Consider the following 21,074-nt stretch of genomic DNA (forward strand, 5'->3'; position numbering starts at 1 on the left):
TTTCTCTTATTCTTAGCTTAGAGCCTTCCGTCAACGAGGCTTCTGTCTACACAAGCTTTGGTATCAAAGATGACACCGTTGTTACGTCTGTATTTCAGGTAATCAAAGGTTAAAAATTCTTTATGAGCAACGGCTATGATGATCGCATCGTATACAGCGGCTTTGTCGATAGCGCTGAGGATTTTCACGCCGTATTCTTCTTCTACTTCTTTAGGATCGGCCCAGGGGTCGTAGATATCCACTGTAAGACCAAACTGTTTCAGTTCGTGGTAGATATCGACTACGCGGGTATTTCGTACATCCGGGCAGTTTTCCTTGAAGGTGATCCCCATGATGAGTACGCGGGAGCCTTTGATCTTATGATCTTTATCGATCATCAGTTTCACTACCTTGTTGGCAACGAAGTGTCCGACGTGGTCGTTTACACGGCGGCCGGAAAGTATGACCTGTGGGTGATAGCCTACGGATTCCGCTTTATGTGCCAGGTAGTATGGATCAACGCCGATGCAGTGACCACCTACCAGGCCTGGTTTGTATTTGAGGAAGTTCCATTTGGTACCTGCGGCTTCGATCACGTCGTTGGTATCAATACCGATCTTATCGAAGATGAGTGCGAGTTCATTGACGAAAGAAATATTTACATCGCGCTGCGCATTCTCGATCGCTTTGGAAGCTTCCGCCACTTTCAGGCTGGGAGCCTTATGGGTACCGGCTTCGATGATAGAACCATAGAGTGCATCCACTTTGTCTGCAATTGCAGGCGTAGAGCCGCTGGTTACTTTTTTGATCTTCGTAAGTGTATTCACTTTATCGCCCGGGTTAATCCTTTCAGGCGAGTAGCCGACGAAGAAATCGGTGTTGAATTTCAGGCCGGAAACTTTTTCCAGCACCGGTACGCAGTCTTCCTCCGTGCATCCCGGATAAACAGTTGATTCGTAGATCACGATATCACCTTTTTTCAGGACGCCGCCCAGCATTTCAGAAGCCCTGATAAGCGGGCGCAGGTCCGGCGCTTTGAAGGCATCGATAGGCGTAGGTACGGTTACGATGAAAACATTGGTTTTCTTCAGGTCTTCCACGTTGGAAGAAAAAGAAAGTCCGATCGTAGATTTAGGGGCTTTTTTGAGGGCGATCACGGCGCTGAGGTCTTCCAGGTTGGCTTCCCGCGTACGGTCGGCCCCCTCGGACAGTTCCTTCACTCTTTCCTTGTTAATATCAAATCCGAGCACATCGTACTTCTTTCCAAATTCGATTGCCAAAGGTAAACCAACATAGCCAAGGCCTATAATGGCAAGGTGAACATTCTCAACGCTGTTACTATTCTTAACCATAAAATTTATTGTCTGTCTTAATTTTTAATATCTTTCTTTATTCCTGCCTCAATGGCTTTAATGGGTTGAAGGGCGATGAACAAAGGCTACTTCCCGTTCAGGGCGGCCCGTTTTCCCAATTTTCCCAGCAGGCCTTTCTTTTCACTGGCGTCCGCGCCGTAACCATAGCCATATCCGTAGCCGTATCCATAGCCATAACCGCTCTTGCTGGTTACATCGTTGATGACGATGTTGAGCCGTGGCAGTTTACGCTGATGGTACAGGTCTTTCGTGATCTGAAGCTGCTGTTTCAGCGTAACGCCGTGGCGTACCAGGTACAGGGAAGCATCCGCGTACCGGGCCAGCACCTGGGCATCTGTTACCAGACCAATGGGGGCTGAATCGATGATGATATAGTCGAAGCGTTCGTTGAGTTTCCGGAACAACTCCTCCGTTCTCGTTTGCAGGAGCAGTTCAGTAGGATTGGGCGGAATCGGGCCAGACGAAATGATCCAGCAGTTATCATGAATACCGGAAGGTCTGATCAGGGTGTTGATATCCGTTTTTCCGATCGCATAGGTACTGAATCCTTCATGGTTGCTGAGGCCCAGTCTTTCCGCGATCTTAGGCTTACGCAGGTCCATTTCCATCAGCACCACCTTCTTACCCGACATGGCCAGGATAGCAGCCAGATTGGTAGATACGAAGGTTTTCCCTTCTCCTCCCATACTGGAAGTAATGATGACCGATTTCTGGGTGATATCCGCCAGTACGAACTGGAGGTTAGTTCTCAGGGCCCTGAATTGCTCTGCCACCGGAGAGCGGGAGCCTGATGCCGTCACTACATATCCACTTGCATTATGCCCGATCTCAGCCAACACAGGCACCGGAGTATTGCTGGTAACATCTGCTTTATTCCTGACCTTTCTGCTGAGCAGTTCCTTCATATACAGGTAGCCGGCAGGGAATGCAATGCCCATTACCAGCCCTAACAGCAGAATGAGTATTCGCTTGGGTTTGAATGGCAGCGCATCGCTTTTCGCATCATCAATGATACGGGCAATGGCCATGTTGGATGTCTTGGAAATAGCCGACTCTTCTCTTTTCTTCAGCAGGAACAGGTATAGTTCCTGTTTAATAGCCTGTTGTCGGGAGATATCAAGAAATACCCTTTCTTTACCAGGTACCTGCCGGATTTTCTGGGTTAAGGCACTGGCGTTCTTTTCCTGCTCTGAAATGCCGACTTCAATACCCTTCTTCAGCGAAGACAGGTTACTCAGCAAATCGGCGCGGATACCAGACAGCTGTTGATCCATATTTACGACTACCGGATTGCTGGCAGTGCTGGACATCAGCTGACGTTCCCTTTCGAGCTGCAGGTTGTTATAGCGCTGTACGAGTCCTACGAAAGTAGGATCCTGCACGATAAGCGAAGAAGGCACCACGCGTTTATCATTTTCAGCCGCGCGGATATATTGCTCGAGCGACTGCACCACATTCAATTGTACCTGCTGTTCCAGCAGCTGTTTGTGGGCATCGCCGGTACCTTCCACGAGCAGTTTTGACTGTGCCTGTATATCGGCCAGTTCATTCGCCTGTTTGAACTGTTGAATATTTTTTTCTACGCCGGAGAGTTCCTGCGTTACAATGATCAAACGGTTATCTATAAACGCAATTGTACTATCGGCAATGCGGTTTTTATCTTCCACACTCGCCTTCAGATAAGTATTGAGCAGGTTGTTCATGATCCGCTCTCCTTTCTCCGGAATTTTGGCATCCAGGTTCAGATCGATGGTGCTCACCTGTTTATTGGGTATGCGTACATCCAGTAATTGCTGGTAGTTGCCGGTGGTTTCATCAATGGAAGCTACCTTGATAGTGTAGGAAGGATGAGCAAAGGGAGCTGCTGTGCGATCAATTTTCACAACACCTTCCGGCAGATGCAGGGTATCCTTCCAGGAAGCGGTACGGGTTCCCTTAGGCCCCGACAGCTGGAACTTATCGATACCAACCGGAGCAATCGTGTAAGACACTTTGTTGATGGTATCATTGAGGGAAAGCCATTGCAGGGCAAAAGGCAGATTGCCATATTGCTCGCTTTCCTTGATCCTGCCTTCCGCGAAGTAGGAAGTATTCAATTGCAGGTTCTGAACAACTTTCTGCATCAGCGTACGTGATTTCAGTATTTCTACTTCATTGTCGACGCTGCTTTTATTTGAAAAGACTTCCAGCTGCTGCAATATCTCCTGACCGGGAATATCGCCGCCTTTCTGGTCATCTTTCACCAGTATTTTAGCGCTTATTTTATAACTGGGGGTAGCATACCGCAGGTATAACCAGGCGGCCGCCACACCGGCTACCACAAAAAGCAGGAAGAGGTACCAATGGCGTGTAAAAGTATCCAGGACATAACGTGGAGTGATACCGCTGTCGGTTTCCTGTACCATTGGTTCCTGACCATTTCCATTTAAATGGGCAGCGTTTCTTACAAAAATTTGCTCCGGCATTTTTTCTTATTAAAGAGTTAAAAATTAACACGCGACACCGCAACAATCAACAACGATAAGACAGATGCCATAATGGATATTCGTTTCACCTGCGTAAAATCAGTGCTGGCCACCTTCGCTTTATTGGGTTCCACATACACTACATCTCCCTGATGCAGGTAGAAGTAGGGGGAAGCAAAGAGGTTGCTCTGGTTCAGGTTGAATCTTACAAATTCTTTCTTTCCTTCTTTATCTCTGATCAATAATACATTCTCTCTTTTTCCGTAGATAGTGAGATCACCTGCGGCGCCCAGCGCATCCAACAGGGTAACTTTTTCGTTTGGCATCACATACGAAGAAGGTTTATTTACCTCCCCCAGTACAGTGACTTTAAAATTTGCAAACCGTACGTTCACTACCGGATCTTTATAGTATACAGCTGCTTTACTTTTTATTTCTTCTCTTACACTATCAGTTGTTTTCCCCTGTACCATCACTTTACCAATCAGCGGCAGCACCACATAACCGTCTTTATCGACGAGGTATCCGCTCACAGGCGCTACTGCCGGGGCCGCCGTCATGTTATTGCTGACCGGCGCAGCACCGGCACCGCCGGTGGCCTGGTTCAGCAAAGCAGTTGCAGCCGGATCCAGTGTCTGGATAGTTACCTGCAGAATATCATCTGCCTGAATCAGCGGCGTTGAATAAGCAGCCTGTTGTATCTCCTGTTGCCGGACGCTATCCGGAATGTCTTTGAAATAAGTAATGTTCTTTGGCGCTGAGCAGGAAGTAATGCCCGCTGCTACCAATACTAACAAACCTTTCAGATTACTGATAAATCGCTCCCCCATACTAATTATACTGTTTCTGTTTTTTTAGATGATCATTTTGTCTTTGTCCAGTTCCTCATAAGCAGAATTTTTGCTGATGAATTCCGGTACGAGTTGCTTCATCCGGGCTACAGTGGGTGTCAGGTAGTGTTTCCTGGCCGATTCAATCAGCTGGTCTACCTGTTCATTCACTTCACTAAAATTGCATGCGCGTACCTTCGCGATCATGATTTTTTCGTGATAGGTAGGCATGGTGTTTTCCGCGTTGTTCAGCAGTTCTTCATACAGTTTTTCGCCCGGGCGCAGACCAGTGTAAACGATCTGAATGTCTTTACCAGGTTCCTTTCCGGCCATACGGATCATTTTGCGGGCCAGATCCGCGATCTTCATGGGTTTTCCCATGTCGAACACAAAGATCTCACCGCCTTGTCCCATTGTGCCGGCTTCCAGTACGAGCTGGCATGCCTCAGGAATGGTCATGAAATAGCGGGTAATTTCAGGATGAGTGACCGTCAGCGGGCCACCTTTTTCGAGCTGCTGTTTAAAACGTGGAATTACAGAGCCGTTAGAGCCAAGTACATTACCGAAGCGGGTAGTGATAAAACGTGTTGGTGGTGTACCATACACGGGGCCCAGCTTCTGGAACTGTTCATTTAAATGGTTATTATATGATTGGGAGAAGATTTCTGCAATACGTTTGGAAGCACCCATGACGTTCGTCGGGTTAACTGCTTTGTCGGTCGATACCATTACAAATTTTTCAGCCCCGTTTTCCACCGCCAGTTCAGCCACTATCTTAGTACCCAGCACATTGTTCATTACAGCGATGGAAGGATTTTTTTCCATCATTGGCACATGTTTGTAAGCCGCAGCATGATATACGATAGCAGGTGCGTAGATTTCAAAAAGCTGTTGCATACGTACCCGGTCGCATACATTGCCGATAAACGGAATTACCTGTACAGCACCTGATTTATCAGCGATCTCCAATTCCAGCTCATGCAACGGAGATTCCGCTTTATCACACAAAATGATGGCAGAAGGGTTGTACCTGAGCAGCTGCCGTACTATTTCGCTACCGATAGAACCGGCGGCGCCGGTTACCAGTATGCTTTTCCCTCTCAGTTCTTTACTGAGCTGCATATTTTTGATATCGATCACAGACCTTTCCAGCAGGTCTTCAATATGGATATCTTTCAGCTGAATGCTGCTACTGCTGCTGTTGTTGTTGCTACCATCAGTCCACTGGCTCACGGGAATAATTTTTTGTACGCGAATATTTAAGGTCATGCATTCTTCTACCAGTTCATTGAGATGGCGTGCGTCCAGATGTTCCTGCGGAATGAGCAGCAGGGAAATCTTCGCCTGGCGCGCCATTTTATACAGTTCCCCTTTGCGGTAAGCGTAGATGGGCAGTCCTTCCAGTGATTTACCGGCATGGGCATTGGTAGCAGCCATGAAAGCGACAATACGTACATCAGACCCCGGTGCATCAGCGATGGCTTTACGCAGAATCAGGCTGGAATGGCCGTTATAATAGATGGCAGCACGTGCATTACTTACAGCGCGAAAATTATTATAATACTTAAAGGTCCATTTTACCATGAGCCGGTACGACAGTAGTAAAAAAGAACTGATGAAAAAGTTAATGAGGATAACAGATACGGGAAACAGCATCTGATCTTCATCCAGCAGGTGGCTGTAGCTGACAGACAGATAGATACCGCAGGCGAAGATATTGAGAGCAGCGATCCGGCCAATGTCGGCCAGGCTGGTAAAGCGGACAATTCCGCGATAAGTATGCAATAACAGTGATAGTAATAACGTTACTGTTCCTGTCAGCAGCGCAATTTTCCTTAATGGGAAAGCTGCAATAGCGTCAGCATCAAAATTCAATCTGAGCAGAAATGCCAAATTAATTGCCAGGACAGAACACCCCAGATCAAGCAGCAATATAAGCCACGATGGGGTAATCCACGATGAGTTACGCACCATAGGTTCAATAATAAGATATGGTTATTAAATGTATAAACGCTTGTCTGATCAACTACTACAGCGCAGGATTAAAGGTTTTCATAGAGGCGCTTCAATAATTTTCAGATCGCATTCGGTTTTTCTCGGTTTTCAAAGTTAGCACAAAGTAAATACTAAATTTGATATGTTCTGTTACTAAAAAGTAAACTATGAAAAAAAATTTATTCACACTTCACATTTCAGTCTTCACATGATACAATGAGGATACCGAACCAGCTCTGACAAGCGGCTATAAAAACTACATCCCGTTAATGCTATTGGCTCAAACCTTTACTGTAAGCTGATTTAAGAATGTATAACATTATCGGACCTACGAAGCAGTACTAATCAGCGTTGCTGATGTTTCAATTACCTGGTGTACGGTAATCTCCAGTTATGCTACACTTTTTACAATGCAACAGTACTATATATTCAGACAGTTCGCTTTTCTTAGTTCGCTCTAAAGTGTTAAAAAGGTGCAACATGGTCTTTCAATTTTTTCTGGTCAACGCAACTACTACTAAAAATATGGTAATAAGATATGGCTACAAAAGTTGCGCTAGGTCAATAATAATACGATATGCTCTTTAAGACAAACACCATACCAGTTTTCATAAATTATTGATTTTCGCGATCTAAAGTTATGAAGTATTTATTAAAACTCATCAATTATTAAAAAATAACTAAAAAAGATTATTTAAACCAAAAGATACAAATCTCTGAAAAAGCTTATGAGCAGGGCATTACAGATGATCAGGAGTGCTTATCGACAAGGGGATACTTTACGTGTAGCTGTTAACGTTGGGGCAACGAATTAACGGGGGTTTCTGTTTTTCTGAGGTTAGCGGTCTGTTGCATAATGCTAACAGGCCACTAACCCTGTCGGATATACGTAATCAGGCGCCGGTGATAAATACGGTGAGGCTTTTGGCGCCGTGGGCACCCAGCACCAGCGACTGTTCAATATCGGCTGTTTTGGATGGGCCCGCAATGAATACGCCGAAGCCTGTTTCAGGAGCGCCGATCCTTTCGTAGGCATCGTGCATAGTGGGCAGGATCCGGTGCCTGGGCAGCACAATAGCCAGGTGCTGACAAATAAACGGCAATACGCGCACCGCCATCTCCTGCTCAGTAAGCCATATGGCACCATTTTCAGCTATCCCCCATTGGCCGGGCACTACAGCAATGTCCACGTCCTGCAGGAGATGCGGATCTTCGTTGGCCCATTCCCGTTGGGAGGCACCTGCATAAATAATACGCCTGAGACCGGGATGCTGTTGCTCCAGCAAGGCAGGTATTTCTCCTTCATCTGCTACTTCCACCAATTGACCACCCAGCGCCTCCAGCACTTTCCGATAGGCATCCAGCGTACCAGGCATGGAGCCTGCGAGACCGGCCAGCGAAGGCAACGGAGCTATTTCGGGTTGGTTTTGTTTTATTGCTGCTAATATTTTATCCCTGCTGCTCATGAAGATTTTTTGTTTTTCTTATACCATTCGGAGAATGACTGCGTGGGAGGCGCCGGCATTTCTCTTTGTTTGTACCAGGGGTTCATCCGGTTATTTACCATACCGGGAAAGGCTCTCATTACCCAACGACCCATTTTGCCGGCAGCCTTGTATTTACGCGGACCCGACAACACGCTGCTCATTACTTTCATGCCGGCTGTTTTCGTTGTTTTGGTATATCCTTCCTGTACCAATACCTGACGCCATTTATACAGCTGCTGATGAATATCGATCTTCACCGGGCATACATTGGAGCATGAACCGCACAGCGTAGATGCAAACGGAAGGTCGGCGTAGTTTTTCATATCCAGGTTGGGAGCCAGGATAGCACCGATCGGACCGGCTACGGCTGTATGATAGCTATGCCCGCCACTGCGTCGGTATACCGGGCAGGTATTCATGCAGGCGCCGCAGCGGATACATTTCAATGAATTCCGGAAGTCTTCCCGGCCCAGCTGGCGGGAACGCCCGTTATCCACGAGTACAATATGCAGCTCCTGCCCTTCCCGGGGCTTGCGGAAATGACTGGAATAAGTAGTGATAGGCTGCCCCGTAGCACTGCGTGCCAGCAAGCGTAGGAATACCCCGAGATGCTTTCTTTCGGGAATTATCTTCTCTATACCCATGCAGGCAATATGTACATCGGCGAGATGAGCGCCCATATCAGCATTTCCTTCGTTGGTACATACCACCATTTCCCCTGTTTCGGCCACCGCAAAGTTCACTCCAGTGATAGCGGCCTTTGCCTGCAGGAATTCCTTTCTCAGGGCCTGGCGGGCTGCTGCTGTCAGAAACTGCGGATCTGCATTACCGGCAGGAGTACCGAGGTGTTCGTGGAACAACGCTCCTATTTCTTCCTTCTTCCAGTGAATACATGGCAATACAATATGACTGGGTGGTTCTTTTGCCAGTTGCACGATGCGTTCTCCCAGGTCTGTATCTACCACTTCAATCCCATTAGCATTCAGATGCGGATTCAGGTGACATTCTTCTGTGAGCATGGATTTACTCTTAACGATATGTGTAACGCCATGCTTTTTCAGAATATCCGTTACAATCTGGTTATGCTCCGCTGCATCTGCCGCCCAGTGTACAACAGCGCCATTTTGCAAGGCCGCTTGTTCGAATTGTACGAGGTAGTCGTGCAAATTCCCGAGGGCATTGAGTTTGATGGCAGAGGCAGTATTACGGAGCTGTTCCCATTCAGGAATGCTCCATGCCATACGGTCGCGCTTGGCGCGAACCCACCAGAGTGTTTCATCGTGCCAGTTCACCCTCGGCTCGTCCTGGTTGAATTTATCCGCCAGTGCGGCGTGATCAGCTGTTTGCCTGTTCATGGATATTCTGATTGAGGATTTCTGCAATATGCATCACCTTTACGCCGGCGTGCTGCCTGCGCAGGATGCCTTCCAGGTGCATCAGGCAACTTACATCGGTGCCTGTAATGACCTCGGCGCCGTGCTTAACGTGATCGGCTACACGATCTTTTCCCATTTTTACGGATACGGCTTCTTCGGTTACACAAAATGTTCCGCCGAAACCGCAGCATTCATCCAAGCGGTCGAGTGGCACCAGCTCCACCCCCTCTACCATCCGCAGCAGCTGCTCCGGCTTGGAAAAAGGTGCGGCCACCAGTTCACTCATCTGCGCCAGCATTAGCCCGCGCTGTCCATGACAGCTCTGGTGCAGCCCTACCCTGTGCGGGAAACGCGCAGGCAGCGTCTCTACCTTCAATATATCTGTTAGAAATTCTGTCAATTCGTATATACGGTGCCGTATCCCCGCTGCTTTTTCTTCGGCTGCCGGCTCTTCATCATGAAGATGCTCTTTGAGATGGAGCACACAGCTGCCTGAAGGGCCTACTATATAATCATAGGCGGCAAAATTCCGGATAAACAGGCTATTGCACTGGTGGGTCAGGTGTTCGTAACCAGAGTTGGCCATTGGCTGGCCACAACAGGTTTGCCCCTCCGGATATTCTACATCACAACCTAGTTTTTGCAGTAGCTGCAGGGTGGCAATCCCTACCTGCGGATAAAACTGGTCGATATAACATGGTATAAATAATCCTACTTTCACGGATAAAGTAATTTAGTCTGAGCTGACCTGCAAATTTAGCTGGCAGGACAACAGTATTCCTCCCTTTTTTTTACCGGTTACTGAACTATTTTTACCTGAATCAACACCGGCACCCCGATTTTGGACAAAGCCCGAAAATGAGGGCGGGAATTTGTCAGTCCGGGCAGGGTACTGTATGGGATACAAATTAAGCCGGAATGAGCGGAGTTGCAACCCGGTCCATCCTGTATTTTAGAATTACGAATTAGGAATTACGAATTACGGACCAAAGCGAAGACCCAAGGCGGATTACTTAAATGCCATTATCCGCCTTGGGTCTTCGCTTTGGTCCGTAATTCGTAATTCTAAATATCAATCATTCATTATCTTCTCTTCCTGCTTCTTCTTCAGGTACCACTGTACCGCACGGATCTCTGCAAAGCTGGCTGCATCACCTACCCTTTCCTTGATCGGGCCGGCGGCGGTGGCCCCCAGCTCTCCGATATGTTTCAGGATCAGGCGCATGGTCTTTTCGGGCACGAAGCGCTCTATATCCATTTCGCCGGCTTCCACGCACTGTGCGAGGTGGCTTTCGATGGTGCTAACCGCCAGTTGGCGGGCAGCAGCTATTTCAGGAATGGTTTGCCCTTTCAGGTATAGCTCCAGCGTACCCCGGCGGCTTGATCCTCTTTCCACTTTTCCCTTGACGGGCTTTTCCTTTATTGGCGGAGCGCCGGATTCATTTTCCTTGTCACGCTGCGTGATATAATCTTTCAGCCCGGTGGTAAATACCAGGTCGGCATAGCTGACCTCCCAGATATGACGCAGTTTACTCCAGCAATCGCCTTCCAGGGCCATCAGCTGCAGCAGATATTTCTTTGACTTTGCCTTCTTTATCTCTGCTATATGCGATTGTAAAGGAAGGATCAGGTCATCGTGAATACTTTGCGCAAAATAGCCGATCGCCTTGTTCACTCTTTCCTGCAGCTGGTCCATTTCACTGGTTTGCACGGCCACATCGAGCAGTTGTTGCAGCTGCAGCACAAACCGGGCGGCAACTTCCTGCTGCTGTTCGATCCTGGCAGAGAGGGTCCGGCTCAGTTTAATGGCTGCATCAAAGTCGGGCAGCTTTTTGTCCTGAATCCATACGGCATGACTCCTGGCCATGGCCTGCATACGGTACCAGTCGAACTGCTGCAGCAACGAAGTAGCCTGAAACTTCTTCTTTTCCATTTCCAGCAACACTACCAGCTCATTTGCCTCATTCTCCTTTTCGGCGAAATCAATCACCAGCGGATCTGTTTTAATAGAACCGTGGCCTATGCGGGAATGCAGCACCATGCCATCGAGTGAGGTACAACGGCTCAGCGCCACGTATACCTGTCCGGCTGCAAAGGCATAGCCCGCGTCAATAATAGCTCTTTCGAAGGTGAGGCCCTGACTTTTATGAATGGTAATAGCCCAGGCAAGCCTTATCGGGAATTGTGTAAAGCTGCCTATCTCTTCTTCCTCAATGCTGTTTTCCTCTGCATTGTAGGAATAGCGGATATTACGCCAGGTTTCCTTGCCCAGCTTCAGCTCTTCATGAGAGCCTGCCAGTACCAGTACTATTTCTTCTTCATCTATCTCCTTTACGGTGGCTAGTTTCCCGTTATAATAACGACGGGGTTGTGCCAGGTCGTTTTTCAGGAACATCACCTGCGCCCCTACCTTCAACTGCAATAATAATTCAGTAGGCAGGGCTTTATCGCTGAAGTCACCATCTATCTTTCCTTCGAAGCGGTATACCTTTCCGGGCATATCAGCCAGCCGGCGTGCATTGATTTCATCTGCCTTCCGGTTGTGCGTAGTGAGTACGATGTATTCTCCGTCTTCCCCTTTAAAATTGGGCTGGTAATGTTCATTGAGGAGTACCAGGTCGTCGTGCAGTACTTCGTTATTACGGATCCTGTTGAGGATATCGATGAACACCTGTTCATTTTGCCGGTAGATTTTCTTCAGCTCAATATACAGTGGCGGCGCCTGTTCCATCACCTTAGCGGAGAAGAAGAACGTGCTGCTATAGTATTCCGACAACATCTGCCATTCTGCATCCGGCACCACCGGAGGTAACTGATACAGATCGCCGATAAACAGCACCTGTACACCGCCAAAGGGCAATAATGGTTTATTGCGGAAGTGACGGAGAATGGTGTCAATAGCATCGAGCATATCGCAGCGGACCATGCTCACCTCATCAATGATGAGCAGTTCCATTTCCTGCAGGAGCACTTTTTTATCGGCTGTGAAACGGATATTCCGGAAAAGGCTGTGCTTATCCGTGGTGCTGATCTCATCCATACCAAAGCCTCTTTTGGTGCCCGGTATGAACGGGCCAAAAGGCAGCTGAAAGAAAGAATGCATGGTAACCCCACCGGCGTTGATAGCAGCTACGCCGGTAGGCGCTACCACGACCGTGTTTTTACGCGTATGTTCTTTGATGTATTTCAGGAATGTGGTTTTCCCTGTACCGGCTTTACCGGTCAGGAAAATATGGCGGTGTGTATGGTTTACGAAATCTGCCGCCAGGTGAAAGATGGTATTTGAACTATCTGGTTGGGGCATTGGATTTAAAATTGAAAACGCGAATATACAGAAAAGCAGCGAAAACACCGCCGATATTGCTTGTAGTAACGGTAACGCTTACACGAAATAAATTGATCCAGGCGGGAGGCCATCGTTACCGCCAGGCGCGCCGGCCGGACCTGTACCGGGATGTGATCGGCGCACCTCATGCCGCTGTACAAAAATAGTGTGGTTATCCGAAAATAAATAGCATAAAAAAACCGCCCTGGAATAACCAGGGCGGTTTACAATAAAACTATTATAAAAGAATTATGCCAGTCTTACGTTAACAGCGTTCGGGCCCTTTCTGCCTTCTTCCACGTCAAACACTACGCGGTCGTTTTCGCTGATGCTTTCTTTGATACCAGATACATGAACAAAAATTTCCTGTCCGGTTCCTTCAATTTTAATGAATCCAAAACCTTTAGTTTCATTAAAAAATTTTACTACACCTGTTTGCATTATATTTAATATTTAATTGTGAACGTATTCTTGCCATTTTTTCGACAGGCGGCTCCCTGGGCGACTAGAAGAAAAACTGTAAAAAAAAGCTGAACGTAAGAAGAGATTACTAACAGAATTGAAATACAATATCTTTAAGAAGCGTAACGAAGATAGGAGTTTATTATATACTACCCTAATTTTTTTACGATTTTCTTTGTCCGGAAGAGCCGCTGGCACATTATTCCACATTAAAATATAATTTAAGTATATATATGAAACATCCTGATACCTGGCGAATAAAAGCAATATTGACCGGATCTGCAGGCAACCTGGTAGAGTGGTACGACTGGTATATTTACGCGACTTTTTCTCTGTATTTCGCGCCTGTCTTCTTTCCCAAGGGGAATTACACGGCGCAGCTGCTGAATACAGCGGCCATTTTTGCGGTGGGTTTCCTGATGCGCCCCATAGGAGGCTGGATGTTTGGGCAGATAGCAGACAAGCAGGGCAGGAAGGCGTCGATGACATTATCCGTGCTGCTGATGTCGCTGGGATCGATGCTGATTGCCTTTACGCCGGGCTATGAGCGAATAGGCCTGGCAGCACCGGCGATGTTGCTGGTAGCGAGGTTGTTGCAGGGGTTGAGCGTAGGCGGGGAATATGGCACCTCTGCCACATATCTGAGTGAGGTGGCTACGCCGGAGTTGAGGGGCTTTTACTCGAGTTTCCAGTATGTGACACTTATCGGCGGACAGCTGATAGCGTTGGGCGTACAACTGCTGCTACAGCAGGTTTTCCTGACATCGGCGCAGCTGCATACTTGGGGATGGCGGATTCCTTTTGTAATCGGGGCAGCCCTGGCGTTTTTTGCACTTTACCTGAGAAGACATATGCAGGAGTCCACATCTTTCGAAAAAATAAAAGCAGAAAAAGAAAAAGGTTCCCTGAAACGACTGTTCAGCCAGCATCCCAGGGCAGTGCTAACGGTAGTGGGACTAACCATGGGCGGTACCCTGGCGTTTTACACCTATACCACCTATATGCAGAAATTTCTGGTGAATACGGTGCATATGACCATTGAGCGGGCTACTACCCTCACTTTCTTCCTGATGTTAATATTTGCAATTATGCAACCTGTATTTGGATGGATATCAGATATATACGGGAGAAAACCTTTATTAATAGGTTTTGGCGTGCTGGGCACGCTGCTGACGGTCCCCATTCTTACGGCTGTAAGCGGCACCAGTTCAGAATGGGTGGCTTTCTGGCTGATCCTCGCTGCGCTGATGATCGTCAGCGGGTATACTTCTATCAATGCGGTAGTAAAAGCAGAAATGTTTCCTGCCGAAGTAAGGGCATTGGGAGTAGGTTTCCCTTATGCCCTGACAGTAGCGCTATTCGGAGGAACAGCGGAACCGATCGCGTTATATTTTAAAAAGATCGGGGTAGAATCGTATTACTATTGGTATGTGACCTTTTGCATATTCATTTCGCTGCTGGTATATGCCACTTCCAGAGATACTAAAAAGACGTCTTTGCTGGATAAGGATGCGTGATTTCCCGGATACCGCCATCATTGTTGCCAATGATCAGTTTGGTGGCATAATGAAGGAATAATCCGTTTTCCACGACCCCTGGTATGTTATTCAGTTGCGTATGCAATGCCGCTGCGTTATGTATCTTCTGAAAATGACAATCCAGAATATAATTTCCATTGTCGGTCACAAAACGGTTTCCATCCCGGATACGCAATACCGGCTGTGCGTGCATAGCTTCGAGATGACGTACAGTGAGCTCCCAGGCGAAAGTGGTTACCTCCACCGGCAAAGGAAATTTGCCCAGCGTTTTCACAAACTTGCTCTCATCTATCACCACCAGCATCTCCTTTGATGCTGCCGCAATAATCTTTTCCCTCAATAGCGCTCCGCCGCCGCCTTTGATCAGTTGTAATTGTGCGTCGGCTTCGTCGGCGCCATCAATATCAAGATCTATCTGTTGTACTTCTTCAAATCCAATCAGCGGAATTCCCTGTTCCCGGGCCAACTCCTCCGACTGTGCAGAAGTAGCCACTGCGCGGATCTCCAGGCTGTCTCTAACCATCTCGCCTATACGCATAATGGTATAATATGCCGTACTACCGGTGCCCAAACCAACGGTCATTCCCGGTTTAATATATCCTGCCGCTCTTTCGCCAGCGGCTTTTTTACCGATATCAGCAAGCATATAACATGATAATTGTTGGAAGATAAAAATAAATATTTTCAGTTAATATAACAGTCTCACAGAAAGTAGTTTCCTTATAAGCCTGCTGTATCTTATTAATATTTTTACTAAAATGATCGGTGTAAATTTTCGATCAGGCTCCGAAATTTTGGTTATTTTTAGCGGGGTCCACTAACCCTCTCCCATGCACATGAAAACAACCGTTTTATTCTGGGTAATATTGTTAATCCTTACAGAAAGTGTCCGGGCTCAAACTTGCACTGCTATTGGCCAGAACCCTTCTACTGCCTTTCCGGTTTGTGGTATCCAAACGTTTCAGCAACAATCTGTTCCCATTTGCGGAGTCAGGAACATTCCCGGCCCAAGTTGCAATAATCCGGGTAATGGTCCACATATGGACAAGAATCCATTCTGGTATAAATTCACCTGTTATACTCCGGGCACGCTGGGTTTTACCATCACGCCCAATATATTGAGTGAAGACTACGACTGGCAGATATTTGATATCACGGGTCACCAGCCCGATGATGTGTATACGGATCCAAGTCTTTACCTGACCATGAACTGGTCGGGCGAAACCGGGACTACCGGCGCCTCTTCCGCCGGCACTTCGCTGGATGTATGCGGCGGATTTAATCTGCCTACATTCAGTGCCATGGCTACATTGAAACAAGGGCACAACTACCTGTTGCTCATCAGCCATTTTTCAGATTCCCAAAGCGGATATTCGCTGACCTTTGGTGGTGGCACCGCCAGTATCACGGATCCTACCCTTCCGCAGTTTAAAAATGCGTTCTATTACTGCGCTCCGGTAACCATTGGCATTAAACTGAATAAGAATGTAAAGTGTAACAGTCTTGCGGCCGACGGCAGCGATTTTGCTTTTAGTATCGCTGGCCCTAAAATACTCAGTGCCAAAGGAGTTAACTGTAATAATGGTTTTGATATGGATTCGCTGGTATTACAGGTAGATAAGCCACTGGCCCCTGGTACTTATACCATCGTGTCTAAAACAGGTACCGATGGAAATACCCTGCTGGATGCCTGCGGCAACGCGATGCAAGTTAATCAGCAGATTAGTTTCACGGTGGCATCAACCCCGCCGGTTGCGATGGGGAGCGTAGCACCTTTTACCTGCGGCCCCAACGAATTGCAACTAACCTTTCCTCAGGCTATCCGTTGCAGCTCTGTTTCCCCGGATGGGGGCGACTTTGTGATCAGCGGACCCGCGCCAGTGAAAATTACCAGCGCTGTTGCCACCTGTAATGCGGATGATACCACCTCCTTTGTTACGCTTAAACTGGATCGGCGTATCACTGCGGGTGGAGACTACACCATCACCCTCGTCACCGGTCCCGATGGAAATACGGTGGAAAGCGAATGCCACGTGCAAACACCTCCTGGCGCACAGACAAACTTTCATATAGATCAGCAACCCGATGTACTATTGCGAGGCGCCAGTGCGGTTACCTGCCGCCTTTCCGGCATCAGGATTGGCATATCCCAGCCGGTACGTTGCGCTTCCATTGCCGCAGATGGCAGCGACTTTATTTTCACCAGTGCAAAGCCGGTGACGATCACAAGTGCAAAGGGAGTGTGTAACAGCAATGGCCTTGCGGATTCCATCGACCTGCAATTTTCCGGTCCTGTTTATCATGGAGAAGATTATACTATTCAGCTGGTCAACGGCACAGACGGGAACACCCTGCAGGGTGCATGCTGGCAATTGGCAGCTGCAGGGCAACAGGTGGCTTTTCGTACAGCCGATACCGTGTCTGCTGTTTTTAGCACCAGTCTGGAACAGCATTGCAAAGTATCCACCCTTCAACTCAGCCATGATGGCGCCCATGCAGTGAACAGCTGGAACTGGGTATTTGATGATGGCAGCAATTATACCGACCAAAATCCGGTGAAAGTTTATACCAGTCTTGGTACCAAAAGCATTACCCTCATCGTTTCCAATGGCATATGCTCCGCTGTACACGACACCTCCTTCGTGCTTACCAGCGAAGTAACGGCGGCATTCGACGTAGATCCGGGGCCTTATTGCCCGATGGACATCGTTTCGCCGAAAAACAAGAGCACAGGTAACATCACTTCCTGGTTCTGGGATTATGGTAACGGCATGCTGAGTGGTGGACCTACTCCAACGCAGTTGCAATACTATCCTACGAGGAAAGAAGAAAACTATCGCATCCGGCTGATCGTAGAAAATAATGTTCATTGTATGGACACCGCAGATCATTATATCACAGCGGTTACCAGTTGTTATATAGATGTACCCACTGCGTTCAGTCCTAATAACGACGGGCAAAACGACTACCTCTACCCGCTGAATGCTTATAAAGCGCTGGACCTGCACTTCTCCGTATACAACCGTTATGGTCAGCTATTGTTTGAAACCACAGACTGGCGAAGGAAATGGGATGGCACTGTGAACGGCCGTGCATCGGACGTAGGCACCTACGTATGGATGCTGCAATACACCGAAAAGGAAACCGGCAAAAAGGTATTCAGAAAAGGCACCACCGTATTGATCCGGTAAGCGGATTTGGAATTCTAGCTGAACTCCGCTAATTTTTGCACGAAACCAAACCATTGGTGTGTTGAAAGCAACAATAACATTTACATTAGCCGGCCTGCTGTTGGCGTTGCAGCTGGCAGCCCAGGACTCCGCCGCCATCAAAGCAATTCATGCCGCCGGCCTCTCGCAGCATATAAAAATGCTTGCATCCGACGCTTTTGAAGGGCGCAAACCCTTTACCCGCGGGGAAGACAGCAGCATCCGATACATAGCCGCGCAGTTCAGGCAGCTGGGGCTCAGGCCAGGCAATGGCAACAGCTACTACCAAGAAGTACCGATGGTATCGATCGGCAGCAAACCCGCCAGCAACCTGGAGATCAAAGGCGCCAAAGGAGCAGTAACCCTGCAGTACCTCGACGAATTCGTGGCCGGGAGCCGCCGTATCGTGCCGGAAGTAAGTCTCTCCGGTACAGAACTGGTATTTGCCGGGTACGGCATCGTAGCGCCTGAATATAACTGGAACGACTACAAAGGGCTCGATGTAAAAGGGAAAACAGTGATCGTGCTGATCAACGATCCCGGATTTGCAGACAGTACCCTGTTCAAGGGCCGCACGATGACCTACTACGGCCGGTGGACCTATAAATTTGAAGAAGCATCGCGGCAGGGTGCAACGGGCGTGATCATCATCCACGAAACAGCCGCTGCCAGCTATCCCTGGAAAGTAGTGCGCAGTGGCTGGTCGAATTCTAAATTGTACCTGCAAACAGCCGACAATAACCGGCAACGTACCGCGCTGGAAGGCTGGATTACACAGGAAGCCGCCGGGAAGATATTTCAGCTGGCGGGCGTATCGCCCGATATTATGCAGCAGGCGCGTACCCCGGGATTTAAGGCAGTGGACCTGCATCTGCGCACTTCGGTGACGCTTCATAACAGCATAAAGAGATCCACTTCGCATAATGTACTCGGTATATTGCCGGGGCGTAGCAGGCCGCAGGAATGCGTTGTGTATAGCGCCCACTGGGATCATTTTGGGATAGGCGAAACCGTTAGAGGGGATTCTATTTACAACGGCGCCGTAGATAATGCCACGGGCTGCGCCGGGTTGCTGGAGCTGGCCACCGCATTTACAAAGCTGCCGGTGGCGCCGGAGCGTTCAGTGCTTTTCCTGTCGGTGACCGGTGAGGAACAAGGCTTGCTGGGCTCGGAATACTATGCCACGCATCCGGTTTTTCCTTTAGATAAAACAGTAGCCGACATTAACCTGGATGTATTGAATACTTTCGGTTGCACTAAAGATGTGACGGTGATTGGGATGGGGCAATCTGAGCTGGACGAGTATGCAGGCCGTTCAGCAGCGCGGCAGGGGCGGATTACCGTACCAGAGGCCAATCCGGAAGGCGGATGGTTTTTCCGTTCGGACCATTTCAACTTTGCGAAAAAGGGAGTACCGGGGTTATATATCGGGGCGGGCACTAATGCCATCGGCCATGAGCAGGGATGGGGAAAAGAGCAGATAGCAGCGTATAACCGTTTGCGTTACCACTCCCCTGCTGATGAATTTGATCCGGCAACCTGGGTGATGGATGGCATGGTAGAAGACGTACGTCTTTTATTTGACGTAGGTTATCATTTAAGTAATGAAAAGAATTTCCCTGTCTGGAAGCAGGGATCAGAGTTTAAAGCGTATAGAAAATGACTTTGTTTGGATTAATACTGATAGCCGGGATCCTCTTTTTGTATTTCGTGAATATGTACAAACGGAGGCAGTTGAAGAAAACAGCCGTACCGGATGAATATCAATCGCTGCTGGAAGCGCATGTACGTTATTATCAGCAGCTCTCTGCTGCCGAGAAAACGCGTTTCGAGGGAATGGTGCAACGTTTCCTGAAGAGAACGCATATCGAGGGAGTGGGCGTTGTTGTAGAACCGCTGGACCGGGTGCTGGTAGCGGCGAGCGCCATCATACCGATCTTTGGTTTCAAGGACTGGGAGTACTTCAATCTTACCAATGTAATTTTATATCCGGATACATTTGATGAAAGTTACCAGTACGAGGGTAACCGGCGTAATATACTGGGCATGGTAGGCAGCGGTCCGCTCAACGGCCAGATGATCCTTTCCAGGAGTGCGTTGAGAGAGGGTTTCAGCAATACAACTGACAAGAACAATACCGCGATTCATGAGTTTGTACACCTGCTGGATAAGTCGGACGGAGTGATAGACGGGTTGCCGAGCAAGCTGTTGGAGCATAGTTATTCCATTCCGTGGATGAAGCTGGTGCACCAGACGATACAGCAGATTTCGGAGGGGCATACAGATATCAATCCGTATGGGGCGGTGAATGAGGCGGAGTTTTTTGCGGTGATATCGGAGTATTTCTTTGAGCGGCCGGATTTGCTGGCGGAGAAGCATCCGGAGTTGTATAGGATGTTGACGCGGATATTCAGGCAGGATCCGGGGAAGAAGGATGGGGGGGGTTAGGGAGTAGGGGTGGGAGGATTGTATCTGTTTATCGAATTCAGGCTCTTGGTACAGGCCATAAGCTGATAAAACAGTAAGGAGACAAAAATGCACTTAGGCATATGTAATCTCAAATTTGTTGAAACGTCCTTTAATACTCATTTTCTAATTCAGTAATTGCCAGTTCCGGGGTAGATAAAGCATACTTCAGATTGATGGAATCTCCAACCGATAAGTTGTTAGGATCTTTGTCCCAACCACCTTCGTAAACGTAGACAGTTTCGTTTATTACATACCTTACCTTTATTGAGTGACCTTTATAAGAACTTTTGTTAACAATAACCCCCTTGGTATAATTAAACCCTTGATTGATTCTATCAAGCTTTTCTGCTTTATTTCGTTCGGCATTTACCGACAGCCAAAACAGACTGCCGGCAATAATACTCGATAAAAATATGACGATCAAGACTGATTTAACGCTATCTCTGATCAATTTAAATCTCCGTTCGAACATAACAAGACAAAATTGATTTTAGAAAAAAAAAGTTTTTTAAAATGATATTGTATACAATCGTCTATTCAATCTAACAAACTATACCTTTGAACAA

Annotated in this window: 16 protein-coding genes; 5 read left to right on the plus strand and 11 right to left on the minus strand. The window is 47.9% G+C overall.

All coding sequences use genetic code 11. The annotated features are described in order from the left end of the window. Positions 1-17: 17 nt before the first annotated feature. The 8 genes from UNH61_RS17760 to UNH61_RS17795 form a co-directional block, all read right to left on the minus strand. On the minus strand, positions 18-1,331 hold the full coding sequence (locus UNH61_RS17760) for a nucleotide sugar dehydrogenase (RefSeq protein ID WP_326993320.1): 1,314 nt from the start codon (positions 1,329-1,331) through the stop codon (positions 18-20). Between the two features lie 86 nt (positions 1,332-1,417). Next, on the minus strand, positions 1,418-3,817 hold the full coding sequence (locus UNH61_RS17765) for a polysaccharide biosynthesis tyrosine autokinase (protein ID WP_326993321.1): 2,400 nt from the start codon (positions 3,815-3,817) through the stop codon (positions 1,418-1,420). Positions 3,818-3,834: 17 nt separating this feature from the next. Then, a complete protein-coding gene (locus UNH61_RS17770) occupies positions 3,835-4,647 on the minus strand; it encodes a polysaccharide biosynthesis/export family protein (RefSeq protein ID WP_326993322.1) in 813 nt (270 codons plus the stop codon). Positions 4,648-4,671: 24 nt separating this feature from the next. Next, on the minus strand, positions 4,672-6,522 hold the full coding sequence (locus tag UNH61_RS17775) for a nucleoside-diphosphate sugar epimerase/dehydratase (protein ID WP_326993323.1): 1,851 nt from the start codon (positions 6,520-6,522) through the stop codon (positions 4,672-4,674). Between the two features lie 1,013 nt (positions 6,523-7,535). Next, positions 7,536-8,108, minus strand: a complete 573-nt coding sequence (locus tag UNH61_RS17780; protein ID WP_326993324.1) for an LUD domain-containing protein — start codon at positions 8,106-8,108, stop codon at positions 7,536-7,538. Then, positions 8,105-9,484 (minus strand): lactate utilization protein B, encoded by a 1,380-nt coding sequence (locus tag UNH61_RS17785; RefSeq protein WP_326993325.1) that lies wholly within the window; start codon positions 9,482-9,484, stop codon positions 8,105-8,107. Before UNH61_RS17785 ends, UNH61_RS17780 begins: the two co-directional genes overlap by 4 nt. Further along, entirely contained in the window at positions 9,465-10,226 is a 762-nt protein-coding gene (locus UNH61_RS17790) for a (Fe-S)-binding protein (protein ID WP_326993326.1), read from the minus strand. Before UNH61_RS17790 ends, UNH61_RS17785 begins: the two co-directional genes overlap by 20 nt. 351 nt (positions 10,227-10,577) lie before the next feature. Continuing rightward, complete coding sequence (locus UNH61_RS17795) at positions 10,578-12,809, minus strand: helix-turn-helix domain-containing protein (RefSeq protein WP_326993327.1); 2,232 nt, start codon at positions 12,807-12,809, stop codon at positions 10,578-10,580. A gap of 11 nt (positions 12,810-12,820) precedes the next feature. On the opposite strand from UNH61_RS17795, the gene UNH61_RS17800 reads away from it, so the two are divergent. Next, on the plus strand, positions 12,821-12,997 hold the full coding sequence (locus UNH61_RS17800; protein WP_326993328.1) for a hypothetical protein: 177 nt from the start codon (positions 12,821-12,823) through the stop codon (positions 12,995-12,997). A gap of 82 nt (positions 12,998-13,079) precedes the next feature. Here UNH61_RS17800 and UNH61_RS17805 read toward each other — a convergent pair whose 3' ends face one another. Further along, the gene (locus UNH61_RS17805) at positions 13,080-13,271 is read right to left on the minus strand and encodes a cold shock domain-containing protein (protein WP_326993329.1); all 192 of its coding nucleotides are present in this window, start codon (positions 13,269-13,271) and stop codon (positions 13,080-13,082) included. Between the two features lie 254 nt (positions 13,272-13,525). Between UNH61_RS17805 and UNH61_RS17810 the strand changes: the two genes are divergently transcribed. Next, positions 13,526-14,809, plus strand: a complete 1,284-nt coding sequence (locus tag UNH61_RS17810; protein WP_326993330.1) for an MFS transporter — start codon at positions 13,526-13,528, stop codon at positions 14,807-14,809. On the opposite strand, the gene rpiA is transcribed toward UNH61_RS17810, so the two are convergent. Then, the gene (gene rpiA, locus UNH61_RS17815; protein ID WP_326993331.1) at positions 14,775-15,476 is read right to left on the minus strand and encodes a ribose-5-phosphate isomerase RpiA; all 702 of its coding nucleotides are present in this window, start codon (positions 15,474-15,476) and stop codon (positions 14,775-14,777) included. The two genes, UNH61_RS17810 and rpiA, sit on opposite strands and share 35 nt — an antisense overlap. Before the next feature lie 394 nt (positions 15,477-15,870). On the opposite strand from rpiA, the gene UNH61_RS17820 reads away from it, so the two are divergent. The 3 genes from UNH61_RS17820 to UNH61_RS17830 are packed head-to-tail and all read left to right on the plus strand — an operon-like array spanning position 15,871 to position 20,487. Continuing rightward, positions 15,871-18,021 carry a gliding motility-associated C-terminal domain-containing protein gene (locus UNH61_RS17820; RefSeq protein ID WP_326993332.1) on the plus strand — a complete coding sequence of 717 codons (2,151 nt, stop codon included), beginning with the start codon at positions 15,871-15,873 and terminating at the stop codon, positions 18,019-18,021. Positions 18,022-18,079: 58 nt separating this feature from the next. After that, a complete protein-coding gene (locus tag UNH61_RS17825; protein WP_326993333.1) occupies positions 18,080-19,702 on the plus strand; it encodes a M28 family metallopeptidase in 1,623 nt (540 codons plus the stop codon). Continuing rightward, on the plus strand, positions 19,699-20,487 hold the full coding sequence (locus UNH61_RS17830; RefSeq protein WP_326993334.1) for a M90 family metallopeptidase: 789 nt from the start codon (positions 19,699-19,701) through the stop codon (positions 20,485-20,487). Before UNH61_RS17825 ends, UNH61_RS17830 begins: the two co-directional genes overlap by 4 nt. Positions 20,488-20,617: 130 nt before the next feature. On the opposite strand, the gene UNH61_RS17835 is transcribed toward UNH61_RS17830, so the two are convergent. Further along, positions 20,618-20,980 (minus strand): hypothetical protein, encoded by a 363-nt coding sequence (locus UNH61_RS17835; protein WP_326993335.1) that lies wholly within the window; start codon positions 20,978-20,980, stop codon positions 20,618-20,620. Between the last annotated feature and the right edge of the window lie 94 nt (positions 20,981-21,074).

Source organism: Chitinophaga sp. 180180018-3, assembly GCF_037893185.1.
Lineage (GTDB): Bacteria > Bacteroidota > Bacteroidia > Chitinophagales > Chitinophagaceae > Chitinophaga.

Coding starts and splice junctions, on each gene's coding strand:
- UNH61_RS17760 (WP_326993320.1), bottom strand. CDS start 1,331: ATGGTTAAGAATAGTAACAGCGTTGAGAATGTTCACCTTGCCATTATA.
- UNH61_RS17765 (WP_326993321.1), bottom strand. CDS start 3,817: ATGCCGGAGCAAATTTTTGTAAGAAACGCTGCCCATTTAAATGGAAAT.
- UNH61_RS17770 (WP_326993322.1), bottom strand. CDS start 4,647: ATGGGGGAGCGATTTATCAGTAATCTGAAAGGTTTGTTAGTATTGGTA.
- UNH61_RS17780 (WP_326993324.1), bottom strand. CDS start 8,108: ATGAGCAGCAGGGATAAAATATTAGCAGCAATAAAACAAAACCAACCC.
- UNH61_RS17785 (WP_326993325.1), bottom strand. CDS start 9,484: ATGAACAGGCAAACAGCTGATCACGCCGCACTGGCGGATAAATTCAAC.
- UNH61_RS17795 (WP_326993327.1), bottom strand. CDS start 12,809: ATGCCCCAACCAGATAGTTCAAATACCATCTTTCACCTGGCGGCAGAT.
- UNH61_RS17805 (WP_326993329.1), bottom strand. CDS start 13,271: ATGCAAACAGGTGTAGTAAAATTTTTTAATGAAACTAAAGGTTTTGGA.
- UNH61_RS17810 (WP_326993330.1), top strand. CDS start 13,526: ATGAAACATCCTGATACCTGGCGAATAAAAGCAATATTGACCGGATCT.
- rpiA (WP_326993331.1), bottom strand. CDS start 15,476: ATGCTTGCTGATATCGGTAAAAAAGCCGCTGGCGAAAGAGCGGCAGGA.
- UNH61_RS17820 (WP_326993332.1), top strand. CDS start 15,871: ATGGACAAGAATCCATTCTGGTATAAATTCACCTGTTATACTCCGGGC.
- UNH61_RS17830 (WP_326993334.1), top strand. CDS start 19,699: ATGACTTTGTTTGGATTAATACTGATAGCCGGGATCCTCTTTTTGTAT.
- UNH61_RS17835 (WP_326993335.1), bottom strand. CDS start 20,980: ATGTTCGAACGGAGATTTAAATTGATCAGAGATAGCGTTAAATCAGTC.